The organism is Paraburkholderia sp. RAU6.4a, from assembly GCF_050435625.1.
Classification (GTDB): domain Bacteria; phylum Pseudomonadota; class Gammaproteobacteria; order Burkholderiales; family Burkholderiaceae; genus Paraburkholderia; species Paraburkholderia tuberum.
Genome location: NZ_JBNDKQ010000003.1, coordinates 1,957,625 through 1,975,034, shown reverse-complemented (window position 1 = coordinate 1,975,034; position 17,410 = coordinate 1,957,625). Strand labels below are relative to the sequence as shown.

At 66.1% G+C, this 17,410-nt stretch carries 18 protein-coding genes; 4 read left to right on the top strand and 14 right to left on the bottom strand.

What is annotated here, in order from left to right; all coding sequences use genetic code 11:
- Positions 1 to 161: 161 nt before the first annotated feature.
- Entirely contained in the window at positions 162 to 602 is a 441-nt protein-coding gene (locus OKW40_RS33700) for a zinc-finger-containing protein (RefSeq protein WP_018424627.1), read from the bottom strand.
- A gap of 107 nt (positions 603 to 709) precedes the next feature.
- Entirely contained in the window at positions 710 to 1,387 is a 678-nt protein-coding gene (locus tag OKW40_RS33695; RefSeq protein WP_429403615.1) for a DJ-1/PfpI family protein, read from the bottom strand.
- A gap of 156 nt (positions 1,388 to 1,543) precedes the next feature.
- Between OKW40_RS33695 and OKW40_RS33690 the strand changes: the two genes are divergently transcribed.
- Complete coding sequence (locus OKW40_RS33690; protein ID WP_184067387.1) at positions 1,544 to 2,518, top strand: GlxA family transcriptional regulator; 975 nt, start codon at positions 1,544 to 1,546, stop codon at positions 2,516 to 2,518.
- Between the two features lie 49 nt (positions 2,519 to 2,567).
- Here OKW40_RS33690 and OKW40_RS33685 read toward each other — a convergent pair whose 3' ends face one another.
- From OKW40_RS33685 to OKW40_RS33630, 12 genes are all read right to left on the bottom strand, one after another.
- Positions 2,568 to 3,128, bottom strand: a complete 561-nt coding sequence (locus OKW40_RS33685) for a hypothetical protein (RefSeq protein ID WP_184067384.1) — start codon at positions 3,126 to 3,128, stop codon at positions 2,568 to 2,570.
- Positions 3,129 to 3,504: 376 nt separating this feature from the next.
- Positions 3,505 to 4,500, bottom strand: coding sequence for an MxaL protein (locus tag OKW40_RS33680; RefSeq protein ID WP_429493464.1), 996 nt, complete (start codon positions 4,498 to 4,500; stop codon positions 3,505 to 3,507).
- Positions 4,497 to 5,042: a tetratricopeptide repeat protein gene (locus tag OKW40_RS33675; RefSeq protein ID WP_429493463.1), complete on the bottom strand. Its 546-nt coding sequence runs from the start codon at positions 5,040 to 5,042 to the stop codon at positions 4,497 to 4,499. Before OKW40_RS33675 ends, OKW40_RS33680 begins: the two co-directional genes overlap by 4 nt.
- Positions 5,039 to 6,025 (bottom strand): vWA domain-containing protein, encoded by a 987-nt coding sequence (locus OKW40_RS33670; RefSeq protein ID WP_429352378.1) that lies wholly within the window; start codon positions 6,023 to 6,025, stop codon positions 5,039 to 5,041. Before OKW40_RS33670 ends, OKW40_RS33675 begins: the two co-directional genes overlap by 4 nt.
- Positions 6,022 to 6,945, bottom strand: coding sequence for a calcium incorporation protein MxaA (locus OKW40_RS33665; protein ID WP_429493462.1), 924 nt, complete (start codon positions 6,943 to 6,945; stop codon positions 6,022 to 6,024). The genes OKW40_RS33670 and OKW40_RS33665 overlap by 4 nt, the downstream gene beginning before the upstream one ends.
- Positions 6,942 to 7,853: a DUF58 domain-containing protein gene (locus tag OKW40_RS33660; RefSeq protein ID WP_429365073.1), complete on the bottom strand. Its 912-nt coding sequence runs from the start codon at positions 7,851 to 7,853 to the stop codon at positions 6,942 to 6,944. The genes OKW40_RS33665 and OKW40_RS33660 overlap by 4 nt, the downstream gene beginning before the upstream one ends.
- 20 nt (positions 7,854 to 7,873) lie before the next feature.
- The gene (locus tag OKW40_RS33655; RefSeq protein WP_018424618.1) at positions 7,874 to 8,896 is read right to left on the bottom strand and encodes an AAA family ATPase; all 1,023 of its coding nucleotides are present in this window, start codon (positions 8,894 to 8,896) and stop codon (positions 7,874 to 7,876) included.
- 237 nt (positions 8,897 to 9,133) lie between these two features.
- Positions 9,134 to 10,138 carry a LysR family transcriptional regulator gene (locus tag OKW40_RS33650; protein WP_090809103.1) on the bottom strand — a complete coding sequence of 335 codons (1,005 nt, stop codon included), beginning with the start codon at positions 10,136 to 10,138 and terminating at the stop codon, positions 9,134 to 9,136.
- A gap of 5 nt (positions 10,139 to 10,143) precedes the next feature.
- Positions 10,144 to 10,914: a hypothetical protein gene (locus OKW40_RS33645; protein ID WP_184067363.1), complete on the bottom strand. Its 771-nt coding sequence runs from the start codon at positions 10,912 to 10,914 to the stop codon at positions 10,144 to 10,146.
- Positions 10,911 to 11,822 (bottom strand): substrate-binding domain-containing protein, encoded by a 912-nt coding sequence (locus OKW40_RS33640; protein WP_184067360.1) that lies wholly within the window; start codon positions 11,820 to 11,822, stop codon positions 10,911 to 10,913. The genes OKW40_RS33645 and OKW40_RS33640 overlap by 4 nt, the downstream gene beginning before the upstream one ends.
- Before the next feature lie 31 nt (positions 11,823 to 11,853).
- Complete coding sequence (locus OKW40_RS33635; RefSeq protein ID WP_090810412.1) at positions 11,854 to 12,273, bottom strand: c-type cytochrome; 420 nt, start codon at positions 12,271 to 12,273, stop codon at positions 11,854 to 11,856.
- Positions 12,274 to 12,437: 164 nt separating this feature from the next.
- Positions 12,438 to 14,255: a methanol/ethanol family PQQ-dependent dehydrogenase gene (locus OKW40_RS33630; RefSeq protein WP_429348053.1), complete on the bottom strand. Its 1,818-nt coding sequence runs from the start codon at positions 14,253 to 14,255 to the stop codon at positions 12,438 to 12,440.
- A 418-nt stretch (positions 14,256 to 14,673) separates the two neighbouring features.
- Between OKW40_RS33630 and OKW40_RS33625 the strand changes: the two genes are divergently transcribed.
- From OKW40_RS33625 to OKW40_RS33615, 3 genes are all read left to right on the top strand, one after another.
- Positions 14,674 to 15,072 (top strand): 4a-hydroxytetrahydrobiopterin dehydratase, encoded by a 399-nt coding sequence (locus OKW40_RS33625; RefSeq protein ID WP_090809095.1) that lies wholly within the window; start codon positions 14,674 to 14,676, stop codon positions 15,070 to 15,072.
- Between the two features lie 274 nt (positions 15,073 to 15,346).
- Positions 15,347 to 16,372 (top strand): beta-ribofuranosylaminobenzene 5'-phosphate synthase family protein, encoded by a 1,026-nt coding sequence (locus OKW40_RS33620; protein WP_429493461.1) that lies wholly within the window; start codon positions 15,347 to 15,349, stop codon positions 16,370 to 16,372.
- Between the two features lie 105 nt (positions 16,373 to 16,477).
- Entirely contained in the window at positions 16,478 to 17,404 is a 927-nt protein-coding gene (locus tag OKW40_RS33615; protein WP_184051994.1) for an NAD(P)-dependent methylenetetrahydromethanopterin dehydrogenase, read from the top strand.
- The last annotated feature ends 6 nt before the right edge of the window (positions 17,405 to 17,410 follow it).

The window sequence follows — 17,410 nt, the reverse complement described above, 5'->3', positions numbered from 1 at the left end:
ACGCAACCGGAAATATGCACCCGAACGCAGGTGCGATCCGACTGCCGGGCCGCATCGCACGAGAACCGCCAATTTGGTGGGGGTGAAGCGGCGCGGGGAAGGCGGTATGGCGGGGTGGTATTGGAGGAATGAAAGGATGCTAATCGCTTGGGGATATCACGCTATCTCGCACGCCGAGCCTCGACAAAGGCCTCGACATAACGCAGCGCCTGTTCGCACTGCTCGGGCGTGAACGCGTGAATGCTCGCCGGAACCGGATCGAAGCCAAGCTCGGTCGCGACCCACCGGATCGCTTTCGCGCGGGCTTCGAACGCGTTGACACCATCGCGACGCACCTTCCCGGCAACGAGCGGTTCGAGCGCATCGTGCAGCTTGCTCTTCGACTCGCGCAACGTCGCGTCGGCGAGGCGGCCGAGCGGCAGGTTGTGTTTGCTGCGCGAATAAACGCCGATCCACGCCTGACATGCGGTGCAGATCCACAGCGGCCCTTGATCGCTGCGATAGGGGTAGGACTCGTCGCCGTAACGCGCGAGCAACGCACGGTTGCCGCAGTAGTCGCATGACGGCTGCGGCAGTGCCTTGACGGGCTTGCCTACGCGCATGGGGAGTGCCCCGGGGAAAATTCGCCGTACTTCATCGCATCGATCCGACTGGCGGAAACGGGTAGAGCCACACAGTTTAATGGAATGCCCGTACCCGCATGCAAGACTTAGCTTCTCTGCGCGATCTCCATCACCACCCGGCGCCGCGCGGCCAAGCCTTCCGCCGACCGTCGCCGGACCAGTTCCACCACCGCCTGCGGCGCCAACGCCGGATCTCCCGCGTCGAACGGCGGGGCTGGCGCGTATTCGAGTTCGAGCTGGATCGCCTGCGCCTCTTCTGCGCCCGCCAGTTCGGCCGCGACGGTCAACCCGAAATCGATGCCCGCCGTCACGCCGCCGCCGGTAATCAGATTTCCATCGCGGACCACACGCGCATGTGTCGGTATCGCGCCGAGCGGTTCAAGCAGCGAGTGAAACGCCCAGTGAGTCGTCGCGCGCCGCCCGCGCAGCAAGCCGGCCGCGCCAAGCAGCAACGCGCCGGTGCAGACCGACGTCACGTAGCGCGCGCTGGCGGCCTGTCGGCAAACGAAGTCGATCGTTTGCTCGTCTTGCAACAGGTCGGTCACGCCGCTTCCGCCTGGCACACAGATCACGTCGAGCGGCGGGCAGTTTTCGTAGGTCGTGCTCGGCGTCAGCACGAGCCCGTTACTCGACACCACGGGCTCCCGTGTCTTCCAGATCAGATGCATCGTGGCGCCCGGCAACGATGCAAGGACGTCGTGCGGGCCAGTCAGATCGAGTTGCTGTACTTTCGGAAACACCAGAAAACCGATTTGCAGGTTCATAGGGATACCTTATTCAGGGAGAAATCGAAACACGTGATCCGCCGCGTCTTCCAGGTGGACGGATTGATTCTATGCGCGTAGTCTTTGGCAAGACTGCCATTAACCCCAGTTTTTCTGCCACGCGCGCTCTCTCTTACAGCCCCTGTTACACACGATATGTCCAGCGCTCCCCCCTCCATCGTGCTGCTCGCCTTCCCCAACATGCAACTGCTCGACGTCAGCGGTCCGCTGCAGGTATTTGCGTCCGCCAATGAGCTCGTCGCGCAGCGTGGGCTCGACGAACTCTACTCGCCCCGCGTCGTGGCAGCCGAAGCCGGGCCCGTCACGTCGTCGTCGGGACTTGCGGTACTCGCCGGTTCGCTACGCTCGGTGAAAGCGCCGGTCGATACGCTGATCGTCCCGGGCGGCTGGGGGATTCGTCAGGCATCGGCCGATCAGCGTCTGATCCGCTGGACCCAGCGCCATGCGCCGCATTGCAGACGCGTTGCCTCGGTCTGCTCGGGCGCGTTCCTGCTCGCCGAGGCGGGACTGCTCGACGGCCGCCGCGTCGCCACACATTGGGGGCGTTGCGACGAACTCGCGCAGGCGTATCCGCAACTGCGCGTCGAAGCCGATCCAATCTTTATTCGCGACGGGGCTATCTGGACATCGGCGGGCGTCACCGCCGGCATCGACCTCGCGCTGGCCATGCTCGAAGAGGATCACGGGCGCGCGTTGGCGCTCGATGTCGCGCGCGAGCTCGTCGTGTTTCTGAAGCGGCCGGGGGGTCAGTCGCAGTTCAGCGCGACGCTGTCGCTGCAACATGCCGACGACCGTTTCGGCGAATTGCATACATGGATGACGTCGCATCTCGCATCCGACCTGTCGGTACCCGCGCTCGCGCGACGGCTTCATATGAGCGAGCGCAGCTTCATGCGCCACTACAAGGCGCAAACGGGCCGCACGCCGGCCCGCGCGGTCGAGCAGTTGCGCATCGAAGCGGCACAGCGCTTGCTAAGCGAGACATCCTGGTCGATCAAACGAATCGCGGCGCGGTGTGGATTCGGCAGCGAGGAAACGATGCGCTGCAGCTTCGTGCGTCAGCTGCGCGTGGCGCCGCAGGTGTATCGCGAGCGCTTTTCATCGACGTGACTCGTCGACGTGACTCGTCGACGTGAAATGCGCGGCCGTCCGACATCACTCAGTAGCGACGTTTGACGATCAGCGTCGCGCCCGTATCGTGAGAATGCAGAACCGCGACGCGCGCGGTGCCGGAGAACACCCAGTCGTCGATCGTCAAGGACAAGCGTCGCTGCGGTGACTCGCCTATCGACAACACTGAACTGTTCATCTGAACGATAGACAATTGCGGCGCGGTAGATGGACCCAGATGCAAAGGATTCGAAGCATTTTGCGCGGCAGGTTTTGCGCCCGGTTCGGACACCGGCGCGAACTCCGGTCCGGACGACACCAATGCCTTCGCAGTGCCGAGCTGGACATCGCGCGTCACGTCCACACTATAGTAATTCTCCATTTGCGCGAAGAACGGCTTGCCCTGATCCCCGTGATACTCCATCGCATAGCGCTGCTGCTCGAAGTAGTGCCGAGGCTCGGGAATCGGCGGCACGACTTCGACGGGCGACGCGACGATGTTGGCGACCATCATCGCTTGCGGCACATCGCCGAAGGGGCCGCCCGCAAACGCGTAGCCGCTCATCAAGACGAGTACCGCTCCGACAATCCTCTCGTTTTGGCACGTCATCGCATGCCTCCAGTGAAGGAATTGAAATGTCACATGACACGGCGCTCCCGTCGAACCGAGCGCCTTGCAGCGTCGCTTGCACTCAGACATTGTAGTCAGTCATTGGCGTACTGGTAGGTCAAAGTGTTAGGTATCTCGCGTGTGTGGCGAGCGCATGCGCCTTCGCGACTCAGCGCTGGAGTCGACGTCGAAGTGGACCGATTGAGAATGATTCCTGGCAACGCTCTCCGGCCTCGAAGACCGGCAAGAGCTTCTGGCGTAAGCCTCGAGTCGAACGAATCCGGCAACTCTTGCGAGGTTTCGCAAGCAACTACGCTGCTCGATTGGATACCTGCACCTTCAACCGTTGCAGCGTCAACGTTCGCGCTCGCGTGAGTCAGTCGACTCGTGTCGGCCGGCCATTGAATGCCGGCGCGATCTGCAAAACGATCGTTCGAATGCGCTTTCGCCAGGCGCGCGGCCATGCGAGAACGGCATCCGGCATGAAGCGCGCGACGAGCAGCAGCAACGCGAGCAGCGCTGGACACCAGCGCAGATCGGTCGGCACCGGTTCGCGGCGAGCGAAGCGCGCATCGAGCAGCGCATCGCCGAACGACGTCACGTTCAGCAGGCGCCGGTAGTCGAGGCCAGTCTGCCCCGCCACCGACGCAAGGTACTCGCCGTGCAATTCGGACAACTCCTCGTGCGTTTGCGCCTCGACACCGGAGCCTGGCGTCGGCGGCAGCTGGATCACGTCGTCGGCCTGCCAGTAGCCGATCCGGTTACCGTTGGCGTCGGTCTTCGGAATGGCCGCGGGCTGGTCGCCGCCGACGCCGATCAGCCAGCCCCTGATTCGCGCGGCATTGATGCCCTCCATCAGCGGGCGCGCCGCCGATACCGGCGGCGCCTCCTGACCATCGGTGACGAACGCGATGGCCGCGCCGCCGCCGACCTCCTGCGCGACCCGCACGGCCGAATACACACCGCCCTCGGCAATGCGGCTCCAGTCGGTCCAGCGCATGCGTCCGTCGATGCCCTCGAGCGACACCAGCAGCGCGTCGTAGTTGCCACAGACTTCGACCGGCGCCATCAGCAGCAACGCCCGCTGCCCCGTGAACACGCTCCAGCCGACCTTCGAGCCGCACGGCAAGCGCCCGAGCGCGTCGCGCATCGAGGCCTGCGCGAATTTGAGCCGGCTGACCGGAGCGCCGTCGAGCACCACGTCCTCGACGTCCATGCTTTGCGTGATATCGAACGTCACGATGTAGTTAAACGTGTTGCGCGGCAAAGTGACGTCCGGCATCGCGACCGCCGCGATCAATGCGACGAGCGCGAGCGGCGTCAACGCGTGACGCCATCTGGCGAAGCCGCGCTCGCGCGAGACGCCGCTCATGGCAAGTCCTGGCTCTGCGGGTCACGCAGCTTGACGTTGTGCTGCTCTTTCACATCCGGCCCGGCGAGCGCGGACGGCGTTTCCGGCGCAAGCCACAGCGCGCGCTCGAGGTTGTAGCGCGCGTCCCAATCGTCGGGCGCCGCGCGCAGCGCGAGCCGGTAGCGCGCCTTGGCCTCACCGATCATCGCGAGAGACCTGACCGTCTGCGCCGTGTCGCCGCTGCCTTCGCGCAGGTACAGGTTGCCGAGATCGAACAGCGCCGCGCGGCCGACTTCGTCAGGCGGGCTGCCCTCGGGGATCAGACCGTTATAGAGCCGCGCCGCCGCGTCATACGCGCCCGCTTTCGACAGCGCTATCGCGCGGGCCAGTTGGACCTCGCGCGCGTCGTCGCCGGCAGGCTGGTCGCGCGCAGCGGCGTTCGTCGCGAGAATGGCCTGATCGACGCGCTCCGCGTGCTGCAGACGGACGAAGCCAGACGCGGCCCACGCGGCGCAACAGATCGCCACGGTGCCGAACAGCGTGTGGATCAGCGTGCGCTTCATGCCCAGCTCCTGACCTGCAACTGGTGCAGCAGCACCAGCAGCGCCGAACAGAACAGCGCGAGCGCGAAACAGTACAGACTCAGGTCCTGGCGAGGCAGATGCTCGACGAACGTCGTCGTCGCGTTCTGCTGCCGGTTGATCTCCGCGATCGCCGCCATCATCGCCTTCGGGTCTTCGGCCTGAAACAGCCTATACGGTGTCCTGAGCGTCAGAAAGAAGCGATGCAGCTGCGCTTCGGCCGAGGTTCCGCTGACGGGCTGCGTCGCGTTCAGATCGGGACTGAAGACGCTGCTGCGCAAGTAGATGAAGTAGAGGGCGATCCGGTTGCGTCGCAGTCCCGCCTCGATGCGCCGTTGCATCGTTTCGTCGAGCAACGCGCCGCCATCGGAGACGAGCACGATCGCGCGGCGGCCCGACGACAAGCGCCCGTCGAACTGCGCGATCGCCGCGAGCATGCCGCGATCGAGCTCGGTGTCCGGCATGCCACGGCCAATCGCCGTCGCCGCGACAGCGGCCTCGATCACGCGATGGTTGTACGTGAACGGCATCGCCAGCACGGGGTTGGTGCCGAACATCATGAACGCGAGCCGGTCGTTGGGCCGCTGCTCGACGAAGCGCGTCAACGCGGCGCGCGCCACGTGGTTCTTGGAGTCGCCGCGCGGCGCCTCGACGCCCTTGCTGCCCATCGGCTCGTCCATGCTCGCGCTGCGGTCCATCAGGATCAGGATCTGCGCGCCGCTGCCGGTGCGCAGCACCTGCAACTGCGAGCGCCCCGGCCCCGCCAGCCCGACGACGATCGCGGCGATCGCCAGTGCCGCGCCGCCGCGTACGAGCCAGCCGGCCGCGCGCCCGAGATCGTCGGCGGGCAGCCACGCGACGCTCGAAAACACCAGCGTGTCGCTGCGTCGCCGCAGCAGCGGCAGCGCGGCGAGCGGCAGCAGCGCCAGCATCCACGGCAGGGCGAAATCGAGGCTCATGGTCATCGCTGATGGCGCCTCTCCGCCCGATACAACGCACGGCACAGCGCGTGCAACGACAGCTCGCCGGGATTGCCGACGGCCTTCGGCGCCGGTGTGAAAAAGCGCTCGGACGACGCCAGATAAAAACGTTCGAGCTGCGCGCGCAGCGGTTGCAGATAGGGCGCGCGCGCGAGCAACGCGGATAGCGAAGCCGCATGCACGACCTGGCCGGCGGTTTCGTTCAGTGCGCGATGCAGGCAGACCCACGCATCGTTCGATGAAGCAGCGGGCGCCTCCGGCAGCCGCTGCATCTGCCGCCATGCACGCGCGAACGGCAGCCGTGCCGCCTCGCGTCGGTTGCGCGCCCACCACCAGCTTGCCCACGCGAGCAGGGTCGCGAGCAGCAAGCCGAGCGCCCACGCGATCTGCCGGCGCCAGCCGGCCGTGCCCAGCATGGGTGCCTGACGATCGGGCCGCAGCGGCTGCAAATCCCCTGCGGCGAACGCGGTTTGCGGCGTCAACGGTCCGATGCTCGCCGGCCATTCGGCGACCTGCAATTGCATGCCCGCCGCCGACGTCAACGTCAACGCGGGCAACGTGATCTGCGTGAGCGTCTGCGGCGCGTTGACGACCTGATACGCGATCACCATCCACTTGCGGCCGTTGGCATCGGTTTCGAGCGTCACGGGCCGGCGTTCGAGCCACACGCCCGTGCGTCCGACCGAAGGCGGCGTGACCGCGCCGATGTCCCGATCGTTGGCCTCCAGCAGCACGCGCTGCGTCAGCACATCGCCGAGCACATAGCCGAACGCGCGCGGCTCCTGAACGAGCGCGGTCGCCACAGCGGCGCTGGCCGTCGCGCTCGCGGCGCCGCAGAGCGACGCGATCAGCATAAGCAGCGCCGCCCGACGAGCGACGCCACCGCGCACACCGCGCGCGCTCATACCGTCATCTCCAGAAAGTAGCGCGACATCGCTTCCGGATCGAACGCGCCTTCGACATAGAACGGCCGGATGCCGCGCGCGCCGAACCCCGCGGCGAGTTCGTCGCGACGGCGCGCGACGCCTTCGCGCCAGCGCTCGCGCACATCGCGGGAAAGCCACACGCGACGCTCCTCGCCGGACTCCGCATCGTTGACGGCCAGCAGCGAGGCGTGCTGCGGCGGCGTGATCTCGGCCGCGTCCCACACGACCATCGGCACCACGCACGCATGCACCAGCATGTCGAGTACCGACGACAGTCGCGCGAGCGGCCAGTGGAAATCGGACACGACGAACACGAGCGCCTGGCGTCCAGCGATACGGATCGCGCAACGCCGCAATCCTTCGACGGCCGCGGGTCCGGCCTGACCTCCGGCCTGACGTTCTGCCTGACCATTCGCCTGACGATCAGCCGTTTCACCGGCGCGTTCGCGCAGCATGCTCGCGAGCAGCGAGCCCGTGCCCCGCCCCGTGCGCGCCGGCATGAACAGATCGTCGCGTTCGCCGCCATCGAAGGCCAGCATGCCGAGCCGGTCGCCGACCCGGAACGCGCTATGGCCGAGCGCTTCGACGAAATCGGCGGCGACCTCCAGCTTCGTTTTACGGCTGCCGAACCGCATCGACGCCGATACGTCGACGATCACGAACACCGGCACCGCGACGCGCTGCAAATGCACGCGCACGAGCCACTCGTCGCGCGCCGCGCGCAAGCTCGCGCGCAGATCGAGCCGGCGCGGGTCCGGGTAGTCGAACAACCGGCCGTGCATCGCGAACTGCTGACCCGAGCCGAAGCTCGAGCCCGGATGCGAGCCGGGCCGCGCGCCGGCCGCGCGCATCGGCAGACGGTAGTGGAATTCCGCGGTGTCGTTCATCGTGGTGCGCGCGCCGCCGGTCAGCGAGGCACGGCGACGTTCGCGACGATCCGCGCGATCAGCGCCTCGGCCAGCTCCTGGCGGCGCAGCTCGTAGATCGGTGTGAAGAACACCCGATGCCCCAGCGCCGGCAGCAGCACTTCGTGAATGTCCTCCGGAAGCAGATGCGTGCGTCCCGCGAGCCACGCGACCACGCGCGCGGCCCGCAGCAGCGCGCTCATGCCGCGCGGACTTGCGCCCGCGAGAATCAGCTGCTCCATGTCGACGCCGTCGAGCGCGATGCCGAAGCGCGCCGGCGTTTCCGTCGCCTGCCAGATGTCGTGCACGTAGCGCTCGATCGTCTCGCTCGCCTGCACGCCCTGCTGGATCGCCGCGCCGATCCGGTTCAACTGCTCCCACGGCACGATCGACGGTGTCAGTTGCGCGAGCAGGCCGTCGACGTCATGGAACCTCGTGTCGAAGACGAGGCTGCGCCGCGCGTCCTCGTCGGTCGGCGTCGGCATGTTCAGCTCGAACAGGAAGCGGTCGCGCGCCGCCGACGCGAGCTCGAAGGTCTCTTCCTTCTCGACCTTGTTGCGGTCGGCGTATACGGTCATGTGCGGAAAGCGGTGCTCGCGGTCGAACGCCCACACGGAACGTTCGGCCATCGCGCGCAACAGCAGCGATTGCACCTGCGGACGCGCGCGATTGATCTCGTTGAAGAAGAAGGTGGTCAGCTGCTCGCCGTGGCGCAGCAGCGGGCCCGGTTCGATGCGCGGCTTGCCGTCGGCATCGACATAGGTGTGATAGACGAGGTCGCCCGGCATCAGATCGATCGTCCCTTCGACGCGCTCGAAGTCGCCGCCGACCACGCGCGCGAACGCCCGCAACACGGTCGTCTTGCCGACCCCGACGCCGCCTTCGAGCAGCACGTGGCCGCGTGCGAACAACGCGACGTTGATGAGCCTCAGCGTTTGCTGCTGACCGACGACGACTCTCGCGACTTCGTTTTCGATCCGCTGGGCGTGAGAACGCCAGTCCTGAAGCTGCTCGCCAGAAACCATCGCTGCGATCCCCTTCCGTGGTGGCTGGCGTTTATTTGCACGACGCTCGAACGTCGACGCGCTTCGAGGCTCGCCAGCCTTCCGTTCAAGCATGGTTTATGCCGATCGTGCGCACGGGACCCAGGAGTTAAATCGAATGCGAAAAGTTGGCAGCCTGTCACGACAGTCGGGTACAGACTGTGCCATCGACGCTGGCTGGGACGCGTCGTTCACCAGCAAGCGGACGAACGCATGACGCTACCGCTGCGCGCCGACCGGCGGTTTCGCAAACACCCCTGCAAACTGCGCATATTCCTGCTCCAGATGCACCGCCGCATGCTCGAGCAGAAACTGCCGGAACATCATGCTGGTCGGCGAAAGCTGCTTCGTGCGCAGATGCACGACCTGCCACGCGCGTTCGATCGGCGTGCCGTTCACGTCGAGCAGCGCGATCTCGCCGGTGCGCAACTCCAGCTGCAACGTATGCAGCGAGATCAGACTCACGCCCATGCCCGCCATCACCGCCTGCTTGATCGTTTCGTTGCTGCCGAGCGTGATGGTTTTCGCGGGTGTGAACAGATGCTGCCGGAACATCGCCTCGGCGGCCATGCGCGTACCCGAGCCCGGCTCGCGCAGCAGGAAGGTGTCGCGGCGCAACTCCTGCAGATCGAAGCGGCGCGCGCCGCACAGCGGATGATCGAGCGGCGCGATCACCACCTGAGGATGACTCGCGAGCGGCTCGGCCGTCGTATCGAGTTCGGGCGGCGGGCGGCCCATGATCGCGAGATCGATCGCGTTGTCCTGCAACAGACGCAGCAACGCGTCGCGATTGCCGACCGAGAAGTGCACGTCGACTTTCGGGTATAGATGCGAGTACATCGCCAGCAGTTTCGGCGCGAAGTAGGTCGCCGAACTGACGATGCCCACGTTGATCGAGCCGCTGTCGGCCTGCTTCAGCGACATCATCGCGTCTTCGGTGTCCTTGATTTCGCCGAGAATGCGGCTCGCGTGATGGGTCAGCACCTCGCCCGCTTCGGTCAGCGTGAGCTTGCGCGCGATGCGCTCGAACAGCCGCAGGCCGACCGCCTCTTCGAGCTGATGAATCTGCATCGACACCGCCGGCTGCGTCAGATGCAGCTCCTCGGCCGCGCGCGCGAAACTCGTATAGCGGCTCGCGACGACGAAAATCTGCAACTGCCGCAGGGTCAGCGTGCGAACGAAATTCAGCTTGACCCGGTTCGTCGCGAAACTCGCGTTCTGCATTTGATTCAGCGACTCGCTCGCGGCGCATTCGATGACGGTTTCGCCGGCGCCTTGCCCGAGGGCAACTTGTTCAGTGCGGATTGAAAGCTCAACGACTCCGTATGCGCCGGATGCGCAAAGTCGTTGTTGGGGCCCGGCACGTCGGTGCGGATCTGCACGACCTGGCCCGGCACGCCGTCTGCGAGCAGGAACGTGTAGCGCTTGCCCGTGTATTGTGCGAAGCGCTCCGCGTTCGGATCGTTCAGATAAGGCTGCACGACGATGCGCCGCGCGCTGACCGGCTTGCCGCCGACCTCACTCGGCACGCTCTCGATCTGCGGCCCCGCGGCGAGCGCGAGACGCAGACGCTGCTGGAAATAGCGGCGCTGCCCGCCGGTGAGACCCTGCATCTCCGCGATGTCGTGTTCGAGAAAATAAATGATTGCCGGATTGCACTGCAGGCCGCCAATCGGCAGGTTCACGCTGCCGCTATGGTCGGACACCTGTGCGTCGCCTTTCGCGTTGTTCTCGCTCAGCACCAGCACCTTGACGACATCGGCGCTGCGAGACGGTTGCCCGGAATCGATCAGCGCGTAGTCGAGTTCGGTCTGCGCGGCGACGCCGTGCAGATGATCGGTCAGAAAAATCAGCCGCTCGGCCGGCGTGATCTCGTCGCCGCCCGGCGCCGACGCCGGACTCGCCGCACGCGCGGCGGCTGGCGCGAGGCACAGCACACACAGCGTCCCCATCAGCGCGGCGCGTGCCGCGCGCAGCCAGGCGCCGCGCGCGCGCGTCATTGCGACGCGTCGCCAGGCTTGCCCGCCGGCGCGTCGACCGGTTTGAGCATCGGCACCTGGTAGGTCGCGAGGATGCTGTCGATCTTGTCGTGATTCGCGCCGATCCATTGATCCACCTTGTCCTTCCAGTCCTTCTCGCCGTAGCGCACGCCCATCGAAATCGTGTAGTCGAAGCGGATGCCCGGCCCCGGCGGGAACGGCACGAGTCTGACCGAATCACCGGAGCGCTTCGCGAAGTAGCCGGCAATCGGCCCCCATAGGAACACCACGTCGACGTTGCCCGCGCGCAGGTCGTGCTCGATCATCTGGCCCGGGTACACGGCCGGATCGCCGCTTTGCACCTGGTACGACACCGCCTGGTCGATCAGGTTGTGGCCGAGCAGCCAGTCCACCGCGGGGGTTTGCGAAAAGATGCCGAAGCGCAGCTTGTGCAGTTGATCGGGCGGCAGCTTCAGCAGGTCGTCGGGCGTCTTGATGCTCGCGAACTCGGGGCGGTTCGGCAGCACCATTGCGTAGGTCGAGCGCAGATACGGCTGCGTCGTCGACGTCATTTCATAGCCCTTCGGCACGCCGATGATCAGGTCGCACCGATAGCGCTCGCTGCCGTCCTCCTTCTCGCGCAGCGTGTGGCGCACGAAGCCCATGCGCTGCGGAAAGTACGTGTATTCGAGCTTGTAGCCGAAGTCGCTCGCCATCTGGGCCGCGATGCGGTTCTCGTAGCCCTCGCCCTTGTCGTTCGACAACGGCATGTTGTTCGGGTCCGCGCACACCCTGAGCACGCCGTCCGCGCCGTCGTTGTTCGGCAGCGCGGGGCCGTCCGCCCGGACCGCGGCGCTCGCGAGCGCCGCGCCACACAACGCGGCCGCGATCACGCTGACATGCACGGACATGCTTCTCTTATCACGCATCGTGAGCCTCCGGAAGAATGACGACACGGCGTTATTTGGCGTCGATGGCCTTCAGATCGCCCGGCTTGATCTGCCCATCGGAGCGCCCTTTCAGGTACGCGTAGAGGTTTTCCCAGTTCTTCTGCATCATCTGGCTCGTGCTGAAATCGGGCATGCCCTTGTCCACCCGGCCGCCGAACACCGTGCGATGAAACTCGGTCTTGTCCAGCGTCTTGAACGCGTCGATCAGCGACGGCCCGACCATGCCCTGCTGCTGCGCGCCGTGGCAGCGTTCGCAAGCGAGCGCGCGCCACGTCTTCCAGCCAAGCAGCGTATTACTGTCCACCTTGGTGCCGTCGACCACCTTGTACGCGACCTGCGCAATCGAAGGATTGTTCTGCGCGTATCCGACGGGCAGCACGACGAGCGCTGCGGGCAACACCGTGAGCAACAGGATAGATCGGCCTTTCATGCACATGTCTCCATCTGGGAATAAGCCGCGCCCCGATGCGTTTCATCGACGCATCCACCAACGGGCGCGATCTGGGGGTGATTCAATGCTTGCGCGAGGCTGACGGGGCGGCCGTGCCTGTTCAAGCCGCCCCGCTGGTTCAGCCTTTCATTTCAGCCGTTCGTTCAGCTCTTCTCGCCAGGAATCGCGAACACGAACAGCGTGCCGCCGAGCGCGGTGTACTTCGCGAGATCTTTGTAGCCGCCGACCGCACCCAGACCTTCGGTCGGCTTCTCCAGACCTGCCGCCATGCCGATGCCGGCCCAGCCGCCGATGCCCGAATACACGCCGACGTACTGCTTGCCCTGATACTCATACGTGAAGACGTTGCCGATGATTCCCGACGGCGTCTTGAAGCGCCACAGTTCCTTGCCGTCCTTGATGCGCACCGCCTTCAGGTAGCCTTCCAGCGTGCCGTAGAACGCGATGCCGCCCGCGGTCGCCAGCACACCCGACCACACCGAGAACCTCTCCGGCTTCGAGTAGACGATCTTGCCCTTGCTCGCATCCCACGCGATGAAGTTGCCCATCGCGTTGCCCTCGTTCGGGCCCGGATACATCGACAGCGTGGCGCCGACATACGGCTGTCCCGACACGTAGTCGACATCGAACGGCTCGTAGTCCATACAGACGTGGTTGGTCGGCACGAGGAACAGGTGCGAGTTCGGATCGTATGCCGCCGGTTGCTGGTCCTTCGAACCGAGTGCCGCCGGGCAGATGCCCTTCACGTTGTGATCGGAGCCGGCCGCCTGCGTCGAGTACGCCGCGTTGCGAATCGGCAGGCCGCTTTGCAGGTCGACACGGTCGGCCCAGTTCACCGCCGGGTCGTACTTCTGCGCGACCAGCAGCTGTCCGGTTACGCGATTGAGCGTATAGCCGAAGCCGTTCCGGTCGAAGTGCACGATCGCGGGCACCTGCTTGCCGTTGATCGTCAGATCGGACAGGATCATTTCGTTGACGCCGTCATAGTCCCATTCGTCGTGCGGCGTCATCTGGTAGACCCATTTGGCCATGCCGGTATTCAGGTCGCGCGCGAAGATCGACATCGACCATTTGTTGTCGCCCGGACGTTGCGTCGGGTTCCATGTGCCCGGATTGCCGGTACCGTAGTACACAAGGTTGAGTTTCGGATCCCACGCATACCAGCCCCACGTGGTGCCGCCGCCGAGCTTCCACTGATCGCCCTTCCATGACTTCAGCGACGAATCCGCGCCCACCGGCACCATCTGGCCGTTCGAGTACGTCATCGTCTTTTGCGGGTCGAGCAGCATATCGTTGTCGGGGCCCGTGCTGTACGCGGTCCAGGCCGGTTTGCCGGTCTTGATGTCGTACGCGATCAGACGCCCGCGCACGCCGAACTCGCCGCCCGAGATCCCGGTCAGCACCTTGTCGCCGAATACGTGCGGCGCGTTGGTGTTGGTTTCGCCGGCTTTCGGATTGCCGTTCTGCGCGGTCCACACCACGTCGCCCGTCTTCGCGTTCAGCGCGACTAGTTTGGTGTCGGCCTGCTGCAGGAAGATCTTGCCGTCGCCGTACGCGAGACCGCGATTGACGGTGTCGCAGCACATCACGGAGACGACCTGCTCGTCCTGTTTCGGCTGATACTGCCAGAGGAACGTCTGATCCTTCAGGTTGACCGCAATGACCTTGTTCGGAAACGGGGAGTGGACATACATCGTGTCGCCGATCACGAGCGGCGCGCCTTCATGGCCACGTAGCACGCCGGTCGACATGGTCCATGCGACCTGAAGTTTGCCGACGTTGTTCTCGTTGATCTGCTTGAGCGGGCTGTAGCGGTGATTCGCATAATCGCCCGCCTGGGCCGCCCAGTTGGCTGGATTTTTCATCAGCGCGTCGAGCTGCGAATCGGCCTGCGCAGCCAGAGAGCCAAAGGCTGCGGATGCGAGGATCGCGAGCCCAAGAACTACAGTGCGTAAGTTCATGTCTCCTCCAGAATTGTCCTGCTGTTCAACTCACGAATGACCCACGCTACCTCATCGCATCGTGCGCGCCTTCTCGAGTGCAGGTAACGATTAACGCGCTATCCCGATTCGATGTCGGGCTTCGCGACGCATGAACGGCCGACGCATATTCCATGCCGGAATAGCGGCAACGTTTGCCGCCATTGGCTGCGCTGGCCCGGCGACTCGGCACGCGCGAGGTGTCGCGGCACTCGGGCGTTGCACGCCGATGCTTGCATGGCGGTAAGCTGAAGGGCCTGCATCACGCGATGCGGCACATACTGTGTCACTTGCGTGATACGAATCGTGTCCTTTGCGAATCACACGCCGCGGCACGGGCCTGTCACTTGCAACGATGCTTCGTTCGGCGATCGATTCGCGCATTCGAGGAGCAACAGCCATGGCAAACACCGAGCACGTCTATACCGACGAAGAGATCCAGCAGCGCCTCGTCGGTCCGCTGCAGCACTGGTATCTGGAAGATGGCTGGCTGCGGCGCAAATACCGCACCGAGGGCTGGAAGGGAACGCTGATGGTGGTCAACACCGTCGGCCACCTCGCGGAAGCCGCCTGGCACCACCCCGATCTGACGGTCTCGTACGCCTTCGTGACCGTGAAGCTGAAGACGCACAGCGCCAAGGGCATCACCGACAAGGACTTCGCGCTCGCGACGAAGATCGAATCGGTGGTCCACTGGCAGCCCGGCCTCGAGGACGGCCCGCTCGAAGGCACGCCCGCCGACGATCAGCGCTTCCGCTATATCAAGTACGACGCGCCCAAACCCGCGCAAGGCAGTTGACACGCGCTCCTGTCGCCGGATGAAACAGCGCGTGACACAGTGCGCCTTCGGCGTCACACAGCGTCCATGCGGCGGCGAAAACCGCGTGGGGCGCGGCGTGCCCGTTGAGAGGTTCCAGTGGGCCGAACCCGCGGCGGCGGCCGTTGCGCGTGCCTGGTACGGCTTTCGCTTGACGTCGCCGGGCGCACTATCGCTGGAACCCGCGACGCGTTGCGGACGCCCCGCGGCCGAACCCGGTCTTGCGCACCCGCAAGGACACCTGAGGACACTCGAGATGCCGCTTCAGCTCCGCCGCCTGCCGCCACGCGCCCCCATCACGATCGATGCGCCCGCGCGGCTGCATCTGGGCTTTCTCGATCCGAACGCGTCGCTCGGGCGTGCGTTCGGCAGCCTGGGGCTCGTCATCGATACGCACGGCACGCGGATCGAAGCGCGGCTCGCCGAACGCGAGCAGATCGGCGGCGTGGTCAGCGAGGCCGAGCGCGAGCGCATCGCGCTGAGTCTCGCGCGGCTGCAGGCTGCCTATGGACCGGCGACACTCGCGATCGACGTGCTGGAGGCACCGCGCGCGCACACCGGCCTCGGCTCCGGCACGCAGCTGGCGCTGGCGGTCGGCACCGCGTTCGCGCGCCTCGTCGGCCAGCCGGCGAGGAGCGCCGAACTCGCCAGTCTGCTCGGGCGCGGCGCCCGCTCCGGCATCGGCATACTCGGCTTCGAGTGCGGCGGCCTGCTGCTCGATGGCGGCCCGCCCGGCGATCTGCGCCAGAGCATGCCGCCGCTGCTGTCGCGCCAGCCGTTTCCGCAGCCGTGGCGCGTGCTGCTCGTCAGCGACAACAGCCGCGAGGGCTTGCACGGTACCGAGGAACGCAGCGCGCTCGCATCGCTCGCGCCGTTTCCGCGGCGGCTCGCCGCGCATCTGTGCCATCTGGTGCTGATGCAGATTCTGCCCGGCGCCGCCGAACATAACTTCGCGCCGTTCGCGCACGGTCTCACCGAGCTGCAGCAGACCATCGGCGAATATTTCGCGAGCGCGCAAGGCGGCGTGTTCGCGAGTCCCGACGTCGAGCACGTACTGCGCGCGGTCGCCTCCGAACGCACCGCCGGCATCGGCCAGACCTCGTGGGGCCCGACTGGCTTCGCGGTGCTCGCGAGCGCGCGCGAGGCCGACCGCGCGCTCGCGACCGCGCGCGCCGTCGCGAGCGCGCTGCCGCATATCGAATGCAGCGTCGTCGCGGGCCGCAACAGCGGCGCGGCGATCAGCGGCGCCGAGGCGCGCGCGCCGCACATCGACGCCGCATGATGCGCTGCACCGCTCAGGCCGCCGCTTACATAAGGCGCTGCCACGCGCGGCGCGGCCTTGCCTTGCGCCCCGTCCCCGAGATTGCCACTAAAACGAGCCCCTGCCATGTCAGAAACCCTTGAAAGGCCCTACATCCTGCACATGTTCACGGCCACGCCGCAGATGAGTCCGTTCGACGTCAACATGGCCGCCGACGCCGGCTATCAGGTCATCGTGCCGTATTGCAACGTCGAAGCGGGCATGGTCGCGAATCTGACGCAGGACGCGATCTTCTCGCGCGGCCCGAAAGGGGTGTCGCGCACCGGCATCTTCATCGGCGGACGGGACGTGATGCAGGCCGCCGACATGCTCGACACCGCGCGCCGCGCGATGGTCCCGCCGTTCGAGGTCTCGGTGTTCGCCGATCCGAGCGGTTCGTACACGACCGCGGCCGCGCTCGTCGCGCTGGTCGAGCGGCATCTTGGCAAACAGCACGGCGTGGAGCTGGGCGGCAAGCGCGTGCTGATTCTCGGCGGAACGGGCGCGGTCGGGCGCATCGCGGCGGCGATCGCCGCGTCGCGCGGCGCCGACGTGACGATCGCGAGCCACCACGACCGCAATCGCGCGCTCGGGGCCTCGGCCGAAGTCAACGAGCGCTTCGGCATCTTCACGAACGGCATCAGCGCCACGACGCCCGCCGAACTGCGCGGCGCGCTCGCCGACGCGGAAATCGTGCTCGCCACCGCCGTCGCGGGGGCGCAGGTGGTCGGCAGGGACGACCTCGTGCATGCGAAGCGCCTGCTCGTCGCCGCCGACGTCAACGCGGTGCCGCCCGAAGGGATCGCCGGCGTGAACGTGATGAACGACGGCAAGCCGATCGACGGCGTGCCGAACGCGGGCGCGGTCGGCATCGGCGCGCTGGCGATCGGCAACGTCAAATATCAGGTCGAGCATCGCCTCTTCGTGCGCATGCGCACGGGTGGTAAGCCGGTCTACCTGGGCTTCCCGGAAGCCTACGACGAGGCCCGCGCGGTCGCGGCCGGTCTCGGCTGAGCGCGG

Excerpts from the sequence above, each read along its gene's own strand:
- OKW40_RS33700 (WP_018424627.1), bottom strand. The coding sequence starts at position 602 with ATGCGCGTAGGCAAGCCCGTCAAGGCACTGCCGCAGCCGTCATGCGAC.
- OKW40_RS33635 (WP_090810412.1), bottom strand. The coding sequence starts at position 12,273 with ATGAAAGGCCGATCTATCCTGTTGCTCACGGTGTTGCCCGCAGCGCTC.
- OKW40_RS33645 (WP_184067363.1), bottom strand. The coding sequence starts at position 10,914 with ATGACGCGCGCGCGCGGCGCCTGGCTGCGCGCGGCACGCGCCGCGCTG.
- OKW40_RS33665 (WP_429493462.1), bottom strand. The coding sequence starts at position 6,945 with ATGAGCGCGCGCGGTGTGCGCGGTGGCGTCGCTCGTCGGGCGGCGCTG.
- OKW40_RS33650 (WP_090809103.1), bottom strand. The coding sequence starts at position 10,138 with ATGCAGAACGCGAGTTTCGCGACGAACCGGGTCAAGCTGAATTTCGTT.
- OKW40_RS33690 (WP_184067387.1), top strand. The coding sequence starts at position 1,544 with ATGTCCAGCGCTCCCCCCTCCATCGTGCTGCTCGCCTTCCCCAACATG.
- OKW40_RS33670 (WP_429352378.1), bottom strand. The coding sequence starts at position 6,025 with ATGACCATGAGCCTCGATTTCGCCCTGCCGTGGATGCTGGCGCTGCTG.
- OKW40_RS33685 (WP_184067384.1), bottom strand. The coding sequence starts at position 3,128 with ATGACGTGCCAAAACGAGAGGATTGTCGGAGCGGTACTCGTCTTGATG.
- OKW40_RS33640 (WP_184067360.1), bottom strand. The coding sequence starts at position 11,822 with ATGCGTGATAAGAGAAGCATGTCCGTGCATGTCAGCGTGATCGCGGCC.
- OKW40_RS33655 (WP_018424618.1), bottom strand. The coding sequence starts at position 8,896 with ATGGTTTCTGGCGAGCAGCTTCAGGACTGGCGTTCTCACGCCCAGCGG.
- OKW40_RS33615 (WP_184051994.1), top strand. The coding sequence starts at position 16,478 with ATGTCAGAAACCCTTGAAAGGCCCTACATCCTGCACATGTTCACGGCC.
- OKW40_RS33620 (WP_429493461.1), top strand. The coding sequence starts at position 15,347 with ATGCCGCTTCAGCTCCGCCGCCTGCCGCCACGCGCCCCCATCACGATC.
- OKW40_RS33625 (WP_090809095.1), top strand. The coding sequence starts at position 14,674 with ATGGCAAACACCGAGCACGTCTATACCGACGAAGAGATCCAGCAGCGC.
- OKW40_RS33680 (WP_429493464.1), bottom strand. The coding sequence starts at position 4,500 with ATGAGCGGCGTCTCGCGCGAGCGCGGCTTCGCCAGATGGCGTCACGCG.
- OKW40_RS33695 (WP_429403615.1), bottom strand. The coding sequence starts at position 1,387 with ATGAACCTGCAAATCGGTTTTCTGGTGTTTCCGAAAGTACAGCAACTC.
- OKW40_RS33630 (WP_429348053.1), bottom strand. The coding sequence starts at position 14,255 with ATGAACTTACGCACTGTAGTTCTTGGGCTCGCGATCCTCGCATCCGCA.
- OKW40_RS33675 (WP_429493463.1), bottom strand. The coding sequence starts at position 5,042 with ATGAAGCGCACGCTGATCCACACGCTGTTCGGCACCGTGGCGATCTGT.
- OKW40_RS33660 (WP_429365073.1), bottom strand. The coding sequence starts at position 7,853 with ATGAACGACACCGCGGAATTCCACTACCGTCTGCCGATGCGCGCGGCC.